Source organism: Carboxylicivirga fragile (assembly GCF_050589805.1).
Lineage (GTDB): Bacteria > Bacteroidota > Bacteroidia > Bacteroidales > Marinilabiliaceae > Carboxylicivirga > Carboxylicivirga fragile.
This window is the reverse complement of record NZ_JBNGOY010000039.1, coordinates 1-19298: the sequence shown is the minus strand read 5'-3', so window position 1 is coordinate 19298 and position 19298 is coordinate 1. Positions and strand designations below refer to the sequence as shown.

The window sequence follows — 19298 nt, the reverse complement described above, 5'->3', positions numbered from 1 at the left end:
ATTTCCTTAATTGCAACAAACTATAGTTATAGATGGATCAAAATCAATTATCAGATAACGACAAGGTATTTTTTAACGATGGCCTTCGATTGGCCTTAGCAGCCGACCGGGATGGTATTTCTAAAAAGTCATTACTACAAACAACTCGCCAGGCACAAGATGCCATAGACGGATTAGTGGAAGCTCTTTCGGTGGAAGCAAAACGCCAAAATGTTACCCTCGATTGTAAAAAAGGCTGTAGCTGGTGTTGCCATCAAGCCATATTTGCCACTTCACACGAAATTCATTTTATGTGGGAGTTCATGAAGTTAAATTTCAGTGAAGACGATCAAAAACTAGTTGTTCAGACTGCCTTCGACAATTATCAAAAGCGAGGACGAATGAGCGAGGATGAATTACTTGCAGATAAGCTAGCTTGTCCCCTTTTGAAAAATGGCTCATGTAGTGTGTATCCAGCGCGCCCATTAACTTGTCGCATTTATCTTTCAATGTCCGAACCTAGTTGTAAGACCTTCTTTGACAAGCCAAACGATAAGAATAACTTTCCGCAGTTATTTGAATTTCCTTTACAAGCAGGACGTATGTTAAACGAAGGTTTAAACAGCGGATTAAATGAAACAGGACTTAAAAGTCGCGAAATGTTATTGGAAGAAGGTTTGCTGCTGGCTCATAATAATGGTGAAGTTGAGAAGGATATTTCGTTAAATGAATTACCTTTATTTAACGGTGCGAAATAAAGCAACACAACTAAACCTAAAACCCAGGCCATGAGCCAAACTAAATCAACCATTAAAAAGCAACGCAACTTTTTTATTTTGCGTACCATCGCCATGAGTATTCTGGTCTTCTCTTTGGCCGGATCATGGTATTTTTACCATTACGTTTTGGTTTTTAACGACACGGTTAGTGGAATCATATATGGCGATAGTGTGTTTAATGGCGGCCGATACGAAGTGCACACACTTAAGTATTATTACGAACATGAAGGCATCACCTACTTTGATAAAATAGATGAAGTGGTGCTAAATCAATACAAGGTTGGTGATTCCTTAATAATTGACGTGCTAAATTTTTATCCTAAAAAACACCGGATTAACCAAGTACATCGCGATGCCAAACCTAGGTTTAAGTACGACCCGGAAGCCCTGTTTATTACACAATACCACATGCACATTAATCAACTTGAAGACTATCGTGGCGAAGAATCAAAACTTCTTACATCTCCCAATGGCAATGAATTTCATTATTCAGCCCAAAACACAGTTCCCTACGATGATGAGATAGCTAGCGTTTTAGATCGCATACGCTTTAATAATGGAAGTTTGATTGAGACATCCACCGTGCGTCATACGATGGATTCTGTAATAGTGTTCCAGATCTATTATTACCTCAACAAATTCTCGCTTCACGCCCACCCCTCATTAGTATTACGTAAATATTTGCAAGAAGAATTTCCTGATAAAAAGATTAAGGTTTCGATACTTGATAAAAGCAATGCTAAGCATGAGCGAATAGTCCGAAGGCCTTAGTCCGCAGTTAGTACTTATACTTCATGTTAATACAGAACAGTATGATCGAGTATTTTTAGTGATATAATGTAAGTGTTGAAATGTTGCATGCATATTTTTTATTAACTTGCTTGTATGAGCAACACCACATTAGCTACTTCCGAACAAAAAACACAGGCCCAAGTAGAAAATTCATTGGCGCAACGGCTATCTATCCGCAATGAGTTGAAGAAACTATCCAATGACTTACTTCGAAATGAGATTATTTCCGGCTTAAATCAAGATCATAAATCCATATCAAGTAAGTTCTTTTATAACAAAAGAGGCTCGCTCTTATTTGAATGGATTACCAAGCTACCGGAGTATTATCCAACGCGAACTGAGAAAGCAGTCATTAAAAGATATGCTCCACAATTGTTCGGGAACCAACGCAGCATCGATTTGGTTGAATTGGGTAGCGGCGATTGTTCAAAAATCTCGCTGGTATTAAATGCTATACCTGATCATAACAGAACAAGCATTACCTATAGACCTGTTGACTTTAGTGAGTCAGCCGTTGACAGCTCCACAAAACTACTGAATAGTCGTTTTCCTGATCTTAAAATTGAAGGTCTCGTAGCCGATTTTACACAGCAACTAGAAAGTCTTCCCTACGTTCAACCAAGGCTCATTTGTTTCTTTGGTAGTACCATTGGCAACTTCACACCTGCATTAGCTCAAAAGCTATTAAGCCAAATAGCAAACACCATGAACTCGGGAGATCAGCTCATACTCGGGGTTGACATGGTAAAAGACAAAAATACCATTGAAGCAGCCTATAACGATAGCCAGCGCATTACAGAGGCCTTTAATAAGAACATACTGCATGCAGTGAATGGCTACCTGCAATCGGACATATCTCCCATTGACTTTAAGCACATTGCATTTTTCAATAAAACAGAAAGTCGTATTGAAATGCACCTCGAAGCTAAAAACGAGCTTTGGCTTGAATCCCCTTATTTAGCTAATCCAATTAATATTAAAGCTGGCGAATGCATCCATACCGAAAACTCCTACAAATATACGGAGCAAGTGATAAATAAAATGGCCTCGCAAAGTCAGTTATTTGTGAATGACATATTGTACGATGATAACAAATGGTTTGCCTTGGTACATTTGATGAAGTAAGAACTATGCAACCAAATTTCAATAAATCATAAGAGAAAAAATAAATTGTTTGAAATATTACAATTTATTTAGATTTCTTTTTCTTTGAACAATGCGATATCTTTTATTAATCATATTCTGTTTTTTTAGTATTGGTTTGAGTTCGGCCACCGAAGTTGATTCCTTATTAGCACATCTGAAAACTAGCATTACCACAAATTTTCAGAGTCGTAAACTATAACTTTTTCCCAGAGATCCGAGGATTCTTCAATAAATATCTTATGCGCCTCTTCTGCCTGATATTTATCGTGCTCCTCCTTGCTTTTAAAGGTGACTTGCAGGCAATAGGTATATGTGTTATCCACAACCTTTCGATTAGTGTCAGCTGGTATACCCAGGTGCCTTGATTGCACAAATAAGGAATGGTCAATAAACTTCGTTAAAGAACTCTCAAAAGCTTCTCTATCCGCCTTATTATCGGGATTTTTCAACCAAAAGAACACAGTGTGTTTGAATACATCACTTTTTACCTCTTGTGCTTTTAGCAATTGTGTATTTATTACAAACGCCGTAGCAAAAACAGCTAATAGTATTCCAGCTTTTTTCATTTATACAAGTTTAATCGTTTAATAATTTCTCAAAACTATCTCTATCAGTAAAGCAACAAACTATATCTAAATCACTATTTTTAAGATCAATATTGATTGGAATTGTGCCAATTAATATTGATCTTAAACTCGTCGAGAGAAATCAGGACTTTTTTGTCAGAACCTCATAAGCTCTTTTCTGCTTATTGTTGCCAACTCTTAAATATTCTATGTTTTTAAAGTCAATCAAAATTTATTGTTCTGTACGATCAAAAAATAATTCCATGGTATAATCAGCATATTCGGGTTGAGAAATACCTACAGCATATTTTATATTTCTCTCCTGGTTGTATTTATTCAAATAGGCCTCATTAATTAATCGATTTATTTTGTCTTCCTTTGGTAGTTTTTGACCTTTAACCTTCATTATTTGATCGCCATATTTTATTTGTCCAACTCCAGTTTTTATAAAGTCAGTAAACCAACTTTTCGGGCTTTTATTCCAAGTTCTAACAAACAATCTATCGTTAGCTTCAACAATCCAGATAGGTAGGAAGTTTTCTCTTTCAATTCCTCCTTTAATTTCTATCAGCGTATTATTTCGAATAAAATGGCAAAATGAATCTGGGAATCTCATATGGTCGTTTTAGTTTATCAAGTTACTTCTGGCTATACTTTGTTTGCAAGCCGTACAATAAATTACGCAGATATTGCCCGTTAAATTCGCGGTATTTATTGTGATTTGGGTTACGCAGAAAAGCCCCTATTTCACTAATTGTTATCTTCTTATCAACTATTTTAAAAATATTAACAATATCCTCGGCCGTTAAACTCAAGGCTATTTTTATCTTTTTAAGGATTAAATTATTTGTTAAGCGTTCTTCAGCCTCTGGGTCGCGACCATCTTGCTTACCACGTTTGTCAATAATTAATCCATTTAAAAACGAAGCCAGCTCTTTGTCATTCATCTCAATAAAATCCTCATCTCCTTCGCGCTTTAACCAACTGCTAATGGTTGCCCGGTTAACAGTTAAATTACCCATGGCAGAAAGCTCTATCATCTTAGTATCGTTAAAACTAAATGTAAAGCGTAAGCGACGCAGTATATCGTTGTTTTCCATGTTCTATTTATATTTATTGAACACCTAACAGGTTTCAAAAACCTGTTAGGTATATTTCTTTTTACTTCACCAATCAATATCCTCAATTTCATTTAGCTTATTGCGGAGGCGATACAATTGGGCTTTATGGCAATATTCAAAATTATCCTTATCGCCAAACAAATCAATAACAGCATTTCTTTCTAGTTGGGTTTGACCAGTGCTTACAATACTTTGGTACGAAGAATGAGTATAGTTTTTGAAATCAGTATTAAACCCATGCTTTACAGGATTCAAATGGACATAAGTAATAACATCTAACAAATAATTTTCGTCATTAATCACATTACGCTTTAAATGTTCTTGAAACAAGCTTCCGGTGCGACCATAAGCCATATTAACAGCTTTTGTATAGGCATTAAACATGTTCGAAAAAGGTTGATGCAAGCTCTTTTTACCACTTTGATACTCCTTAGGTAATTCTGTAAGCTTCTTAATTTCAAGAACTAAATGAAAATGATTTGACATGAGACAGTACGCATACACATTTGATATGTTCAAAAGATGTTGCGCCATCTTGGTCAAGAAGTATTTATAATTCTTTTCCTCCTTAAAAATATTCTCTTTGTTATTTCCTCTATTGAAGATATGATAATATGCACCAGGTTCGAAAGGTATGCTGCTCATGGCTTAAATTGATAATTATATAAACGCTATACCTAACAAGTTTTAAAAACCTGTTAGGTGTTAAAGCTATTATTTCTCAAACTTCAACTCTGAAGCATGAATCTGCTTCGTCCAAACTTCCTTTCCGTTACTATTATAGATGGTCATCGTTAATACACGCTCGCCTCTTTTGCCCGATACTTTCATTAGCGAATAATTACGCTCACGTACCAAAGTACCCTCTACCTGAGTTGGATTCTCCTCCGCCCCTTTGCCAGCAATGCCCGAAGTTAATGGCGAAACGGTTAAATCGTAAAGTGGGTAAGCACCATCTATTTCTAACTTTGATAGTTCAGTAATGTGAACATCACCAGAGATGAAAACGACTCCCTCAATCTTTAGTCGTTCAATGGCTCTTATTAGTTCTGAACGTTCTTTGGGCGCAATATTGGCGTGTTTCTCATAACGTTTTAAAGGACTAATAAACTGTCCGCCCATTACTACGAATTTAAATGGTGCTCCACTATTTGATAAAGCATCCAACAGCCATTGCATCTGTTCTTCGCCCAATATATCATGATCCACAATATCATCACGATTATTTGGTGTTCGCCAATAGCGGTTATCCGTTAAAAAGAAATCACAATCAGCCCATTGAAAAGTACCGACTGTTCCTTCATCAAATATGTAATTAGGATTGGCAAAGAAATTCTTAAAAGTCTTAAGTGTTTCCTTTTTTAGATGGTATGATCGATCCGAATCATTTGGCCCATAATCGTGATCATCCCAAATGGCATAATGGTGCATACTGCCAAGCATAGCTTGCATTTCAGGTGTTGAACGAGTATGTGTGTACCGATGGTTGATACCCGTAACACTGTTCCAATCGGCTTCGCGTAAATAAACATTATCGCCTAACCACAAGAAAAACTGCGGTTGCTTTTTGTAGATATCTTTAAAAATCTGATAATCGCCACCATAAGGCTTACCTGCCCTGTCGTATTTTTCTTCATTAATGAAAGCGCAACTTCCTGTTCCGAAGCTAAAGTCAGGTGCATCTGTTCGCCACTGCCAAAGGGTTTGAGTTTCGAACTGCAATTTATAAGGTCGCTTTACTGACTTATTATTAATATACAATTGGTATTCGTACTGGCAGCCAGGCTCCAACTGATCGGCAACACAACGCGCCACAAAGGCATCTGTTTTAATCGTTTTTACCTTATCTGTAAGATACCTTTGATTTACATCAGCCTTATTCCAATATTCAAAATGAACGGTAGCTGTCTTGTTGGTCTGAGCCCATAGCATTACTTCTTTCATAGTTGAATAACCAACCATTGGTCCGGACTGTAATAAATCTTTTTGAGCAAAGGCAGATGTACTGCACAGGATTACCAATACCAGGAACAACAAGGTTTTAGATAGTGACAAATTAATCATGTTATTAAATATAATTAGGAACTATTGAATTATTTGCTTGGTTAAATTTAAGGTATTTAGTTGTATTGTAATAATCAATTTCGAATCACGAAGAACTTTATTCAAAAACTTATTATCTTCATCTCTCGAAAAAAACAAGAATACGCCTAAAATTATGAATCAAACTGAAATGAAGCCAACTTTGGCTAAAAACCGGATCATTTTCCTCGATGTATTGCGAGGATTTGCCTTGGTTGGTATTTTGTATGCGAACATACTAAGTTGGAGTGGCTTGAAGTTTCTACCCTTCGACTCAATCATTGCACTGGGAAACATAGAAACAGACAAGTTACTGTACAACCTGCTTAAATTCTTTGTTGACACGAAGTTCTATACCATATTCTCTTTGTTGTTTGGTATTGGTTTCTACATACAGTTTTCGCGAAATGGTGAAAAAGATGGGTTTAATAAGACATACCTAAAGCGCCTTGGCATTTTATTTGCTGTAGGTGTTATTCATGCACTCTGCTGGTCGGGCGATATACTTACACTATATGCATTAATGGGCGTGCTATTATGGAGCATGCGTAAGTTACCAACTAAAAAACTGCTTTGGACAGCGATTATACTCTTCACCTTTCCGATTTTCTTGGATATAATTTACATGTTCACCTTTGCTCAGGACATTGTTAAACCAGAAGCTACCGCATTGAAAACTTATGCAGATATGGCACCCGCTGCTGTTGTGGAAGGTTTCAGAAGCTCAAATTACCTTGATGTATTCAGAACCAACCTACATAACTTATACTGGCGTTGGTACGACTTTATTCCTTCGGGACGTCCATTTAAGGTACTTGGTCTGTTCATGCTTGGTTTTTATTTACATAAAACAGAGTTTATAACCGTTAAAAGCAAACAAATAAAATACCTATTGCCATTAATTATTCTTGGTGTTACGTTTACCGGCTTGGCCGCAACAATGACGGGTAGTATTGCTTCTTTTTCAAAATCGTGGAGTAATGTACTTTATAAATTAACCCACGAGGTTGGTCAGGTTTCATTGGGTCTGGCCTACATTGGGCTTTTAGCATTATTGGTTGATAAATTCCCTAAGTTCTTTCTATTTGCATGGTTAAAGAACTATGGCCAGCAGTCGATGTCATCTTACATAGGACATACCGTAATAGGCATCTTAATTTTCTACCCAATAATTGCCTGGGGGTACTTTGGTGAATTAACGCTTCAGCAAACCTTTACCGTTGCTGCGGGTATTTTAGTATTCCAGTTTGCATTCTCATATGTGTGGTTTAAGTTTTTTAGCTTTGGCCCCATCGAATGGTTATGGCGCTGCGCAACCTATGGAAAATGGTTTCCAATTAGAAAACAGAAATAGCATTATACAACAAACGCCACTTACATTGAGTGGCGTTTGTTGTTATAAAGTAAATGATTATTTTTTCTTCTTTGGCGACCAAACCGCTCCACCTGTATAATTTATGTAATCTTCTCGTTGCGTACCATGTAAACCTTGTTCATCAGCGTTTAACTTTTTCATTTGGTAAAGTCTGGCATCCTTAATCATCTTCTTTTTCTGCTCATCGTTCATTAGGTGCAGATCAATTGACTTAACAATTAAACTATCACTTTTCACATTGATATCGTTAGTTTGAGAAGCACTTAACTCATATTGATTAATCAGTTCAACATTGGCAACATATTGTTTCAACTGCATACTATCCATAGGAATCGAAAAAGCTGAGTCACCGTAAAAATGTAGCGAGTAAACATCTGATTTTTTATATACTTGCGCATAATCAAAATCTAATTTCCCAATATCACGAAACAAATAGTATTTATAGGCTTCTTCGTAGGTAATAGAATCACCTAGTAATGGATGAATTTCCACCTTTTCTTGTGCTAATATCGACATAGGTAATACAAAAGCTAATAACAATAAACCAATTAGATTTTTACGTAATGATTCCATAACTAGATTTTTTTGGTGCTTAAAGTTACTATTATCAACATCAAAATAAATAATCGCATTCATTTTTTATTTCGTTGCTGAAACACCTACCAACAGCACAAAAAAAAAGCGCCACTCTATTGAGCAACGCTTAAATATTTTTAAATATCGATAATTAATCAACCAACTCGTAACCAGTTTCCTTACCTTTTTTTACAGCAGGAACTCCTTCATGCATCCAAACAGGCATTGGGGCATCTTTTAGGTAGTGGTCAAAAAACTGCATCATTCTACGGCTTAAATCCTTTGAATTGGCACGACGAGTTAAATTATGCTCCTCTTTATTATACACCAACATCCAAACTGGTTTATCCAAACGACGTAAAGCCATAAAATATTCAATTCCTTGGTACCAAGGTACAGCACCATCATTATCATTATGCATCATCAATAATGGTGTTTCCACTTGTGGTGCAAAAAATACAGGTGAATTCTCGATGTATTTATTGGTTTTTTCCCATAAGGTACCTCCTATGCGACTTTGTGTATGTTCGTACTGGAACATGCGGCTCATACCCGATCCCCAGCGGATTCCGCCATAAGCACTAGTCATGTTACTTACCGGAGCACCGGCCATACCAGCTTTAAATAAATTGGTCCGCGTTACAAGGTGGGCCACCTGATAACCACCCCAGCTCTGACCTTGAATACCCATATTTTCGCGATCAATAAATTCAAAACGATCAGCCATGGCTAAGCAACCACTCACTATGGCTTCGTAGGCACATAATCCAGGATCACCATCGCGATAAAAGATATCCGGCACGAAAATTACATAACCATTAGAGGCATAAAAATTCCAGTTAACCGTTGAACGACTTGGCGCTGGACTACGATAGCCGTGCAGGTTATCTGAATAACGCTCGTAGAAATACGAAACCATTGGATACTTCTTTGATTTATCCAGGTTCTCAGGCACAATTAATAAACCTTGATGCGTCAGTCCATCAGAAGCTATCCAATCAACCAACTGTATATCACCCCATATGTAATCTTTCTGTTGCGGATTAGTATTTGAAATAATCTTTTCATTAGTGTAACTAGCATCACTTACTCTTATTTCAGGATAGTCAGTATAAGTTGACTTTCGCCACATGTACACATCCGCATTCTTTGCTTTCGACGGCGTGTAAACACTATAATCACCAAAAATAATCTGGTTTAATTCTCCTTTGGCTAACTTGCTATATCCCGACTTTTTATTAACATCATTAAAAGCCTTAAGAAGAATATCTTTTTTAAGATTAATACCTTTTTCTTCTTTATTTAATTGAATATACCTGTATGAAGTATTTGATTTACGCCCAAGCCCATCGGTTAAACACTTTGGTGCTTTTTTAGCCAGTAAATCCAATTGCCAAATATCGTAACGATCGTAAACCAACACATATCTATCATCATTAGAAAAACCCATTATACCATAGGCCGAAGGCTCATTTGGCATATCTTGTAATTCATCTGAAAACGATACTGTAATTCCAGGTGTGATCAATCGTTTCTGTCCATCAACTGTATTTATTGAATAATACTGTCCATCTGCCGGTTCGAAATAAACAAACCAACTACCGGTGTAAGATGATTTAGATCTACCATGTATTCTATTAATTAATAGAGTTTTCTTTCCGCTAGAAATATCTATTTTGTATACGTCAGACGCCCATATGGCATTCCACGATTGAGCTCTCTTATATGGTTCACTGTCATAGGAGAAGCCAATTGTAGCATTTCCTTTATCGGGTACATCAACCGACTTAAACTGCTCATTTGCCAACTGAACTATTTTCTGGTCTTTAATATGGTAAACGCAAGTATAAGCCGGATCCTTGGATTTGGAAAGGTTCTTTTTCTGCATCGGCTGAATTTCTTTATCCTTCCAATTCCAAACATCAACGTGTGCTTTTTCATCCGCTGTTAAGGTATCTTTTGGTTCTTCTTTAGGCCTAACTCCAGCACCAAAGAATAAACGCTCACCATTACGAGAAAAGAATAATTTACCTTTGGTTGAAACGGACCACTCTGCGGGAAGAGCTGAATGAATTGTGTCCATAACCATAGCAGGCTGTACCATTTTTAAACCATAGTGGTATAAACGATAAACTTTCGTTTTAGCCGTATCTCCTGAAAACAAGAATGCACATTGCTCTCCGTTGTATGCAGCACTTATCTTATTAACTTTACCAATCTCATTAAAAACCGTATCTACTGTAAATGATTCGGGATCGAACTTCAATACTTTTGAAACTTCCGTGGTATCACCAACACTTTGTACTACATATGCACCATTACCATTCTCAGCCAAACTGTAGAACGATACCTTTTCGATGTATATACTATCGCCTGTTGATGGGCGATAAAATACCATTGGTTTGCCTTTCGACTTAAATGGCTTTTTCTTTTTATCCTTTTTTTCTTCTTTCTTCTCTTCCTTCTCAGCCTTTAACTTACTTCCTTCCTCTTCCTCAGTCTCTTCCGCCTCTACTTCCAAAGTTTCTTTGGTTTCCTCTTCAACCACGGCCGAATCCTTTGGCTCTTCCCTTTTCTTAGCTTCTTTATCTAACATATAAGCCAACCAGTCTCCACCATCCTTAGGAGCGCTCCATTTGTTAATTCCAGCTACCATAGTAAACTCACCAGTACTCAAGTTTTTAACAAATAAAGAATCCTTCGGCATTTTATCTTTCTTAACCTTTTTAAGCTTAAGAGCTCTTACAGAATCGGCTTGTGCCAACACGTTAAATGCCAAGAATGACCCTCCTTTTGAAAACACAGGTTTTTTACCTCTGGGGATAGAATCCAACTTTTGTGTTTGCACATTATATATGTACAAATAAGTATCGCCTTCTTGCGGCTTAATTACATAGGAAATAAACTGACCATCGTCAGAGATAACAAATTCTCGATCAAGAGATTTCCATGAATCATAAATGGTGTGATCCATTTTCTTTTTTCCATCGGCCATCAAGGGAGTGACAACCGTCCAGCTTAAACATGCCAGAAGTAGTATTCTTACTATAAGTTTATGCATTGTAATGTTTTTTAGGTGTTCGAAGATAAGCAAAGTGATAAAATGAATCATAATAACTTGATGTATTTTTCAATAGCACAGTTATTATAGTGGGATATTACTTGGCCGATTGACTTTTTTACAATGCCGACAAAATTATTTTGGCTATGGTTAAGCTACGCATACAAAATAGTTATAATACCAATCACCAATTATTAGAAATAAAAAAGCATTGCAAAAGAATCTATCCTTTACAATGCTTAATGATATTATTCAGTTTTATTGCACCCCAGTTACTAAGTAGGTACGCATTTCGTTTACTTGCTGATGCATTTCCTTTAACTTCGCATTTCTAAAGAAATCTTCTGGCTTCACCGTATTAAGATAATTATTAGCACTTACGGCATTATGAATCTCCGCCAAACCTAATAATTCGTTATACAAAATCCCAGAATCTTCATCTGTCTTTAAACCCTCAACTACTTTAATTAAGTCCGGAAGTTGTTTTAATTGCTCTCTTGCCACAATAATCTGGCGTGAAGCCAACATCATTTTCTCTTCGTCAGAGTACTTAACTGGTTGATTAAAAATATTATTAAATAATATATATTGCTTCTCAACATATGTACCAATTAAGAATGAAGCAAACGCACGATAGGCGTTCTTATTTTTGAAAACAACTTCAGAATCATGTAAAATATTTCCAACATGATTAAGTATTGAATCTTCGGTAACCACACCTGCATCCAACTTATTGAGCACTAATTCATCAAATATATCAATGGCGTCAAGTTTAGCGGCAATTGATTTACCAGCCATAATGCTATAATAAGCTTCCTTTCTTTTATCATAGGCTTTCTGATAAAAACCGTCCACGATATAAATCCCCATATTGGCTGCGAATAAATCTTCATTTTGAATATTTGCTTCCCATTCATTAGGATCAAGAACTAAATCAGGATCAAAGTCAGCGCCCGATAAATACAGCATGGCACTAATGTCTTCAATATTCTTTAAATTTGGTTTTATTTCATTAACATGCTTTTTAAAACTGGCTAATTCCTTCTCTGCCTCAGAAGTATTATCAACCTTTGTTTTACAGCCAATAATTAGTAAGCCCATCACGGCAAGCATCACTAGCGATTTCAATTTAGTCATAGTTTTATCTTTAATTTATAATCTTGGTAATTATAGTATTCTACGAAGATAATAACAAGCGACCTAAATGAAAGTTCCAAAGTCATATAAGTTAAATAAACACCTACAGTGTCCTGATTCTTAAACTCAATAATTATTAGCCATTCATTTAACCTAAAACAAATCATAAAAAAAGGCATCCAATTTTCATTGAATGCCCTTATATCTATATCCATTAGATCTGACTATGCGCCCAAAGTCGCAACCATAACAGCTTTAATAGTATGCATACGATTCTCAGCTTGATCAAATACAATTGATGCAGGCGATTCAAATACATCCTCAGTTACTTCCATTCCATCTAAGCCGAACTTCTGGAAAATTTCTTCTCCAACTTTAGTTTCACGATTATGAAATGCAGGTAAACAATGTAAAAACTTACAATTAGGATTACCAGTAGCTTCCATAGCAGAAGTATTTACCTGATATGGTTTCAATAATTCAATGCGCTCTTTCCACACCTCGTCAGCTTCACCCATTGATACCCAAACATCAGTATAAAGGAAATCACATCCTTCAACACCAGTTTTAACATCATCGGTAATGGTGATGGTAGCACCTGTTTTCTCAGCAATTGCTTCACATTGTTTTACCAAATCAGCATCTGGTTGCAAAGAAGCTGGACCAACGATACGTACATCCATACCCATGATAGAACCACCTACTAACAAAGAGTTAGCCATGTTGTTACGTGCATCGCCAAGGTAAGCGTACGATACTTGATTCAAAGGCATATCGCTATGCTCCATCATTGTTAAGAAATCGGCTAATATTTGTGTTGGGTGAAACTCATCAGTCAAACCATTCCATACAGGAACACCGGCGTATTTTCCTAATTCTTCAACGATAGCTTGTCCGTATCCGCGATACTCAATACCATCATACATGCGTCCTAGTACACGCGCCGTATCTTTCATTGATTCTTTGCCACCAATTTGAGATCCTGAAGGGCCCAAATAAGTAACGTGAGCACCTTGATCCAAAGCAGCTACTTCAAAAGCACAACGTGTACGTGTTGAAGACTTTTCAAAAATCAGAGCTATGTTTTTACCAGTCATACGTGGTTGCTCAATTCCTGCATACTTTGCAGCTTTTAAGTCCTGCGCTAATTTTAGCATAAACTTCATTTCTTCCTGTGAGAAATCTAATAACTTAAGGAAGTTCCGATTTTTAAGATTAAATGCCATAATTCTCTATTTTTATAATTATTATTTATTGTATTTATTCAAATCTGCCTCATCGTATTCTGCAGTAATTTTTGTACCAAACGACTTGTCAACCAATTTGGTTGCCTCGGTTATGACACTCATATCACCACCACCTTCAACGAATTGAAGTGCAGCGTTCATTTTTGGAGCCATGCTTCCTTCACCAAAAATACCATCTTCCATGTACTTCTTAGTATCTTTAATGTTCAAGAACTCCAATACCTTCTGATCAGGTTGTCCAAAGTTAGTATAAACAAATGGTACATCTGTTAAAATATAGAAGCGATCTGCTTTAATTTGGCGTGCTAATAATGAGTTAGCCAAATCCTTGTCAATAACAGCTTCAATTGGACGAATATCCCCTTTTTCATCCGTATAAACAGGAACACCGCCACCACCTACTGCTATAACAATAGTACCTTGGCGCGCATTTTTCTCAATCACTTCCCAGTTACCTACTTCTTTGGGTTGCGGCGAAGGAACAACACGACGAAATCCACTTGTGGTCTTCTTTTCCTCTTTAAATATCCACCCCTTTTCAGACGCTAGTTTATCAGCTTCTTCTTTGTTAACGATCTTTCCAATTCGTTTTGTAGGTGCTTTAAATGCAGGGTCATTGGGATCAACTTCTACAGTTGTCATTAATGTAATCACATCGCGTTTTATATCATGCTTACGCATCACATTTTTCAACGAACGTTCAATCATATACCCAATCCCACCTTGAGAATCAGCTACACAAACGTCCAATGGCATTTGCGGTATATTATACATTTGCTCTCCAGCATCGTTACGCATTACAATACTGCCCACCTGGGGTCCATTCCCATGTGATATTACAATATTATAACCCTCTTTCAATAAGAATACAATGTTTTCTAACGTGTCGGTAGTATTTTGCTCTTGTTCTTCGATTGTACCAATTTGGTTATCTCTCAAAAGAGCATTTCCTCCAAGTGCAATAACAGCTAATTTGCCCATGGCTTTTAAATATTTGGTTATTATTAATAGGTCTTCAATTTGCGATATAACAATATTTTAGTCATTTAATTTATGACTTTCATCATTGATAACACAACGCACTATATATCAGATCAATTATTCAACTTTCAATTTAAAACAAACTTAGCTAATTCAAGCGATTATTACTTAATGCGGAGATTCAATTAATCTTTTCAGAACAATGAACATATTAAAACTCTACCTAAACAAGCATGTGAAAAGCATTTGTTTTTTTATGAAATACCAGTTATTAAGGATAAACTAACATACATCTATGCATTTAATTGTTACTTTTGACACTCAGCTTTTGGACGAAGTAAAAGCTAAAACTAAAGCATGAAACAGTTATTTATAGCAGTTATTCTGGCATTACTTTTTACCACTTGTAAAGAGGAAACAAAAGATACTAATAATCAAGGAGTCATCACCTATGCAATAAGCTATCCTGAAGAAATAGCCAATCAAGGTTTTGCTTCGTTCTTGCCTGAAAAAATGATCTCTATTTTTAAAGACGACCATTTCAAACTTAATCTGAGTGGTGAGTTTAACTTCTACAATTTGGAATATATTTCACGATCAAAAGGTGATACTTGCTTTACATTATTCAAAATATTTGACAAAAAACTGTTTTATCCTCAGCAACCAAAAGAAAACCTCTTTCTATTTCAAGATCAGCAATTGCCCCAAATTGAATTTTTCGAGGACTCAGTAAAAACTATTGCTGGTATCAAATGTACAAAAGCAGTTGCCAACTTTAAGGATAACAAAGTTTCAAGTGCTGTTTTATACTATACCGAAGAACTTGGTTTTAGTCACTCCAATGTAAATACCCCTTTTAGTGAAATACCAGGAACTTTAATGGAATTTAGTGTCGTATTTCAAGGGCTTGAATTATCGATGCAAGCCGAATCGGTTAAATTCAAGGAAATCGATCAGGACGAGTTTATCATTCCTAAAAACTACAAACGAACGAATCAGAATGAAATAAAAGATATCGTTTCGTCGTTAATTCAGTTATAATATTTACAAAAGTACGATAAAGATTTTTGCCATATTTCAATATTTGGCATGGCTTTTATTACTTTTGTGTTTGATAAATACCTATTGAACTGAATGACCTATGGCCAAGAAACCGAGCAAGAAAAAAATCAAAAAAACACCCTTTACAAGCCTATTAAAAGATTGGATTCAAAGTATTCGTAATTTCAAATTGCGTTTCATCTCTGGTATTATTACCGTTGGAGTTGGTTTCTTTTTATTACTTGCATTTTTCTCTTCGTTATTCACTGGATTTGCCGATAAAAGCAAATTTGACATCTCCATGTGGGAACTTATCTCAGATTCTGACATTACGGTTAAAAACTGGACAGGTAAACTAGGTGCTTACCTGGCTGATTATTTCATGAATGATGGTGTGGGAATTGCTGCTTTTTCGTTAATCCTTATATTATTTGTGGTTGGCTTTCGACTAATGGGTGCACGTATCTTACCGCTTAAACAAACCGTCATTCATAGTTTTGTCGTTACCATATGGCTATCAGTTACCCTTGGTTTTTTGTTTATATCTAATACCGATGATCAATATTTATTACTTGGAGGAACACATGGTTACTTTATAAGTAAATGGCTTGGCTCTTCAATCGGAATTGTCGGTACAGCCATCTTATTATTGATTTATCTTCTGGTCTATCTATCCATTACTTTTGAGGCAGTATATAGAGCAATGCAAAAACCTTTTTCTAAAGAAGAAGGCTCTACAAATGAACCCAATACTGAAACTGAAATTAGCAAAGATGAACCTATAGAAAAAGATGTCCTTCCTACTGAAGAAGAAAAAGAGATAATACCTTCAAACAAGGAGATCGAAATAAAAGAGGGGCCAGTAACTGAATTAAATTCGCTTGAAACTGCTGTAGCAGAACCAGTGGATGACCTCAAAAAAGAAATGGAGTTTTCGCCAGAGGTGGATCCAGGTTCTGTAGATGATGAATTCGACCTTAATTTAACCATTGAGAAAGTAGAAGAGGAGGAGTTTGTTGGGGAAAACGAAAATGAACCTTTGGGTGATTACGATCCAACGCTTGATTTATCTTCATACAAGCTGCCTACCGTTGAATTATTGGATGATCACAGCAGTGATAATTCTGAAGTAACAATGGAAGAATTAGAATCCAATAAAAACCGCATTGTAAAAACACTTGAAGATTATAAAATACAGATCAAAAATATTAAGGCAACGGTTGGTCCAACAGTTACACTATACGAAATTGTACCTGCTCCAGGCGTCCGTATTTCTAAAATTAAAAACTTAGAAGACGACATTGCCTTATCGCTTGCTGCCTTAGGAATTAGAATTATTGCACCAATTCCAGGAAGAGGAACCATAGGTATTGAGGTTCCAAATTCTGAGCCAGAAGTGGTTTCAATGCGTTCAATAATATCTACCAAAAAGTTTCAAAGCACAAAATACGAACTGCCAATAGCCTTTGGAAAAACCATCTCAAATGAAACATTTGTTATTGATTTAGCCAAAGCGCCACACATGCTTGTGGCTGGTGCTACCGGACAAGGAAAATCGGTTGGACTAAATGCGATTATCACCTCTTTAGTCTACAAGAAGCACCCTTCGCAACTTAAATTTGTAATGGTAGATCCTAAGAAAGTGGAACTTAACATCTATTCAAAGATTGAACGTCACTTTTTAGCAAAAATGCCCGACGAAGACGATCCAATCATTACCGATGTGCAAAAAGTGGTGAATACGCTTAACTCTTTGGCCATCGAAATGGATAATCGTTATGAGTTATTAAAGGGTGCTCACGCAAGAAATATAAAAGAGTACAATCATAAATTTGTGAAGCGTCAATTGAATCCCGAAAAGGGTCATCGATTCTTACCATACATTGTTGTGGTAATTGATGAATTTGCCGACTTGATTATGACGGCAGGTAAAGAAGTGGAATTACCAATTGCCCGAATTGCACAGTTGGCTCGTGCGGTAGGTATTCATATGATTATTGCAACCCAGCGTCCATCTACCAATATTATTACTGGTGTAATTAAAGCCAACTTCCCTACCCGAGTTGCATTTAAAGTGGCTTCAATGATCGATTCGCGTACCATCTTGGATTCTCCTGGTGCAAATCAATTAATTGGTCGCGGTGATATGCTTATTTCACAGGGTAGCGACTTGGTACGTGTGCAATGTGCCTTTGTTGATACACCTGAAGTAGAACGCGTAAACGATTACATTGGTGCACAGCGTGGCTACGTGTCTGCCTTTATGTTACCCGAATATCAAGGAGATGATAATTCTGGAACTGAAGCAGGAGAAGTGGACATGTCGAAACGTGATGCTATGTTTGAAGATGCCGCGCGAGTAGTAGTTGCTAATCAAAGTGGTTCAACCTCATTAATTCAACGACGATTTTCGATAGGATATAATCGAGCTGGTCGGATCATTGACCAATTGGAAGCGGCTGGCATTGTTGGGCCATTTGAAGGTAGTAAGGCACGACAAGTATTAGTTCCAGACGAACTAGAGTTAGATAAAGTTCTAAGTCAATATCAATAATATTTAACTTTGGAATAATAATTGCTTTACTCCAACAACTATTAATTAAAGCGAGCATGCAATAATCACTTTGCGCTCTATGAAAAGAAACAACTTAATTATGAAGAAATATTTTACAACCTTAGTTTGCTTATGTATCGCGATTGCCATTAATGCGCAATCGGCCGAGAAGGCAAAATCTATTCTTGATGAAGTCACTAAAAAAACGAAAGCTTATCCTTCAATTGTCGCTGACTTTAGTTTAGCCATGGAGAATTTGCAAGAAGGCATATCAGAAGTTTATGATGGATCAATCATTCTTAAAGGCAATAAATACAAGGTATCGGTAATGGATGTGGTCAAATATTTTGACGGCACAACGTTATATGAGCACATGCTCGATGCTGAAGAGGTAAACATGACCGAGCCACTACCCGATGATGAGGAAAACCTGAACCCAGCAACAATATTCACCATCTATCAGGAGGGCTACAAGTTCAACTATGTTGGTGATGGAACAGCTGATGGCAAAGCATGTCATGAAATAGATTTGTTTCCGGAAAACAGAGATAAACCTTTTTCAAGAATCAAACTGATTATTTTTAAAGACAACCTTCAACTGTATTCAATGCGTCAGGTTGGTAAAGATGGTAACAGCTATACGGTCACCATTAAGCAAATGACAACCAATAAAACGGTGGATGATAATACTTTTGTATTTGATCAAGCAAGTAATCCAAGCGTTGACGTAATTGATATGAGGTAATAAACAAAATACTATATTTTTAAGAGGCTGTCTCAAAAGTCAAAAAAGAATCTTTGAAACTTATAATTTGTAACTAACTTCAATATTTGTTACCCCTAAATCCCCTGAAGGGGACT

18 protein-coding genes are annotated in these 19298 nt (G+C 36.4%); 7 read left to right on the top strand and 11 right to left on the bottom strand.

Going from position 1 to position 19298, the window contains the following annotated elements; genetic code table 11:
- Positions 1 to 32: 32 nt before the first annotated feature.
- The 3 genes from ACRD7B_RS16360 to egtD all read left to right on the top strand — a co-directional run bounded on the left by ACRD7B_RS16360 (position 33) and on the right by egtD (position 2675).
- Complete coding sequence (locus ACRD7B_RS16360) at positions 33 to 737, top strand: YkgJ family cysteine cluster protein (protein WP_430825669.1); 705 nt, start codon at positions 33 to 35, stop codon at positions 735 to 737.
- A 30-nt stretch (positions 738 to 767) separates the two neighbouring features.
- Positions 768 to 1529: a hypothetical protein gene (locus tag ACRD7B_RS16355; RefSeq protein ID WP_430825668.1), complete on the top strand. Its 762-nt coding sequence runs from the start codon at positions 768 to 770 to the stop codon at positions 1527 to 1529.
- Between the two features lie 114 nt (positions 1530 to 1643).
- On the top strand, positions 1644 to 2675 hold the full coding sequence (egtD, locus tag ACRD7B_RS16350; RefSeq protein WP_430825667.1) for an L-histidine N(alpha)-methyltransferase: 1032 nt from the start codon (positions 1644 to 1646) through the stop codon (positions 2673 to 2675).
- A gap of 188 nt (positions 2676 to 2863) precedes the next feature.
- Here egtD and ACRD7B_RS16345 read toward each other — a convergent pair whose 3' ends face one another.
- The 6 genes from ACRD7B_RS16345 to ACRD7B_RS16320 form a co-directional block, all read right to left on the bottom strand.
- Positions 2864 to 3262 (bottom strand): Dabb family protein, encoded by a 399-nt coding sequence (locus tag ACRD7B_RS16345; RefSeq protein WP_430825666.1) that lies wholly within the window; start codon positions 3260 to 3262, stop codon positions 2864 to 2866.
- Between the two features lie 10 nt (positions 3263 to 3272).
- The gene (locus ACRD7B_RS16340; protein ID WP_430825701.1) at positions 3273 to 3374 is read right to left on the bottom strand and encodes a DUF4269 domain-containing protein; all 102 of its coding nucleotides are present in this window, start codon (positions 3372 to 3374) and stop codon (positions 3273 to 3275) included.
- 120 nt (positions 3375 to 3494) lie between these two features.
- On the bottom strand, positions 3495 to 3878 hold the full coding sequence (locus ACRD7B_RS16335) for a DUF2255 family protein (protein WP_430825665.1): 384 nt from the start codon (positions 3876 to 3878) through the stop codon (positions 3495 to 3497).
- A 22-nt stretch (positions 3879 to 3900) separates the two neighbouring features.
- Positions 3901 to 4362 carry a YehS family protein gene (locus tag ACRD7B_RS16330; RefSeq protein ID WP_430825664.1) on the bottom strand — a complete coding sequence of 154 codons (462 nt, stop codon included), beginning with the start codon at positions 4360 to 4362 and terminating at the stop codon, positions 3901 to 3903.
- A 66-nt stretch (positions 4363 to 4428) separates the two neighbouring features.
- Positions 4429 to 5028: a transposase gene (locus ACRD7B_RS16325; protein WP_430825663.1), complete on the bottom strand. Its 600-nt coding sequence runs from the start codon at positions 5026 to 5028 to the stop codon at positions 4429 to 4431.
- A 69-nt stretch (positions 5029 to 5097) separates the two neighbouring features.
- Complete coding sequence (locus ACRD7B_RS16320; RefSeq protein WP_430825662.1) at positions 5098 to 6447, bottom strand: alkaline phosphatase D family protein; 1350 nt, start codon at positions 6445 to 6447, stop codon at positions 5098 to 5100.
- Positions 6448 to 6601: 154 nt separating this feature from the next.
- Here ACRD7B_RS16320 and ACRD7B_RS16315 point away from each other — a divergent pair, with 154 nt between their 5' ends.
- Positions 6602 to 7819 (top strand): DUF418 domain-containing protein, encoded by a 1218-nt coding sequence (locus ACRD7B_RS16315; RefSeq protein ID WP_430825661.1) that lies wholly within the window; start codon positions 6602 to 6604, stop codon positions 7817 to 7819.
- A gap of 57 nt (positions 7820 to 7876) precedes the next feature.
- On the opposite strand, the gene ACRD7B_RS16310 is transcribed toward ACRD7B_RS16315, so the two are convergent.
- From ACRD7B_RS16310 to arcC, 5 genes are all read right to left on the bottom strand, one after another.
- Positions 7877 to 8413, bottom strand: a complete 537-nt coding sequence (locus ACRD7B_RS16310; protein WP_430825660.1) for a hypothetical protein — start codon at positions 8411 to 8413, stop codon at positions 7877 to 7879.
- A gap of 154 nt (positions 8414 to 8567) precedes the next feature.
- Positions 8568 to 11477, bottom strand: coding sequence for a S9 family peptidase (locus ACRD7B_RS16305; protein WP_430825659.1), 2910 nt, complete (start codon positions 11475 to 11477; stop codon positions 8568 to 8570).
- A 258-nt stretch (positions 11478 to 11735) separates the two neighbouring features.
- Positions 11736 to 12614 (bottom strand): hypothetical protein, encoded by an 879-nt coding sequence (locus ACRD7B_RS16300; protein ID WP_430825658.1) that lies wholly within the window; start codon positions 12612 to 12614, stop codon positions 11736 to 11738.
- Between the two features lie 224 nt (positions 12615 to 12838).
- Positions 12839 to 13840, bottom strand: a complete 1002-nt coding sequence (argF, locus tag ACRD7B_RS16295; protein ID WP_430825657.1) for an ornithine carbamoyltransferase — start codon at positions 13838 to 13840, stop codon at positions 12839 to 12841.
- A 21-nt stretch (positions 13841 to 13861) separates the two neighbouring features.
- Positions 13862 to 14842: a carbamate kinase gene (arcC, locus tag ACRD7B_RS16290; protein ID WP_430825656.1), complete on the bottom strand. Its 981-nt coding sequence runs from the start codon at positions 14840 to 14842 to the stop codon at positions 13862 to 13864.
- A gap of 357 nt (positions 14843 to 15199) precedes the next feature.
- On the opposite strand from arcC, the gene ACRD7B_RS16285 reads away from it, so the two are divergent.
- The 3 genes from ACRD7B_RS16285 to lolA1 all read left to right on the top strand — a co-directional run bounded on the left by ACRD7B_RS16285 (position 15200) and on the right by lolA1 (position 19182).
- Positions 15200 to 15883, top strand: coding sequence for a hypothetical protein (locus tag ACRD7B_RS16285; protein ID WP_430825655.1), 684 nt, complete (start codon positions 15200 to 15202; stop codon positions 15881 to 15883).
- Between the two features lie 100 nt (positions 15884 to 15983).
- Positions 15984 to 18437 (top strand): FtsK/SpoIIIE family DNA translocase, encoded by a 2454-nt coding sequence (locus tag ACRD7B_RS16280; protein ID WP_430825654.1) that lies wholly within the window; start codon positions 15984 to 15986, stop codon positions 18435 to 18437.
- Positions 18438 to 18537: 100 nt separating this feature from the next.
- Positions 18538 to 19182: an outer membrane lipoprotein periplasmic chaperone LolA1 gene (gene lolA1, locus ACRD7B_RS16275; protein ID WP_430825653.1), complete on the top strand. Its 645-nt coding sequence runs from the start codon at positions 18538 to 18540 to the stop codon at positions 19180 to 19182.
- Positions 19183 to 19298 lie beyond the last annotated feature (116 nt).